The 537-nt window shown below is 42.6% G+C and carries 1 protein-coding gene; it reads left to right on the forward strand.

The window, feature by feature from the left end:
* On the forward strand, nucleotides 1-457 hold a 457-nt coding region (locus ACS8FD_RS24010), incomplete at its 5' end, for a glycosyltransferase family protein (protein WP_459252190.1).
* Nucleotides 458-537 lie beyond the last annotated feature (80 nt).

The raw sequence follows: 537 nt of genomic DNA on the forward strand, positions 1-537 counted from the left end.
GGGTATCGAGGCATTACGCAATGATATTGACTGCGATGATCTTTTAGTCAGTCGCGTATTAATCATGGGCATTGATCAAGTATTGCTTGATAAGTCGCATCTAATCGCGTTGATGACAGGCGCGCAGGATGTGGTTGCTAGTAGATATAGTAGTTTGAACAATTGGAGCGACGAGCAGGACTTGAGCGAGAAAACTGCGTTTCATGAGACAACCACCAATCAAATAACCACTAGTGATCCTCTTAGAAATGATATCGTTGGCCTGCCTCTAAAAATCGATTATGAGCTACTGACACAATGGCAAGCCTTGCTGACAGGGGATAAGGGACTACGGCACTTAATTAGAGGGCTGGCGTCTCACCAAATAAGTAGCGTAAATAATCATCAGCTCAGTTATGATATTGACACGCCAAGCCAACTTGCTCATGCTAGAGCACGAAGATGGATTGATGGTTGAGTTAAGAGGGTTCTTACGTCGCAATCCTTTCATCTTACAAATAACGTGAATAAAAAGAGTAGACCTTTATGATTACTATG

The sequence above is a fragment of the Psychrobacter sp. 1U2 genome (assembly GCF_051847575.1).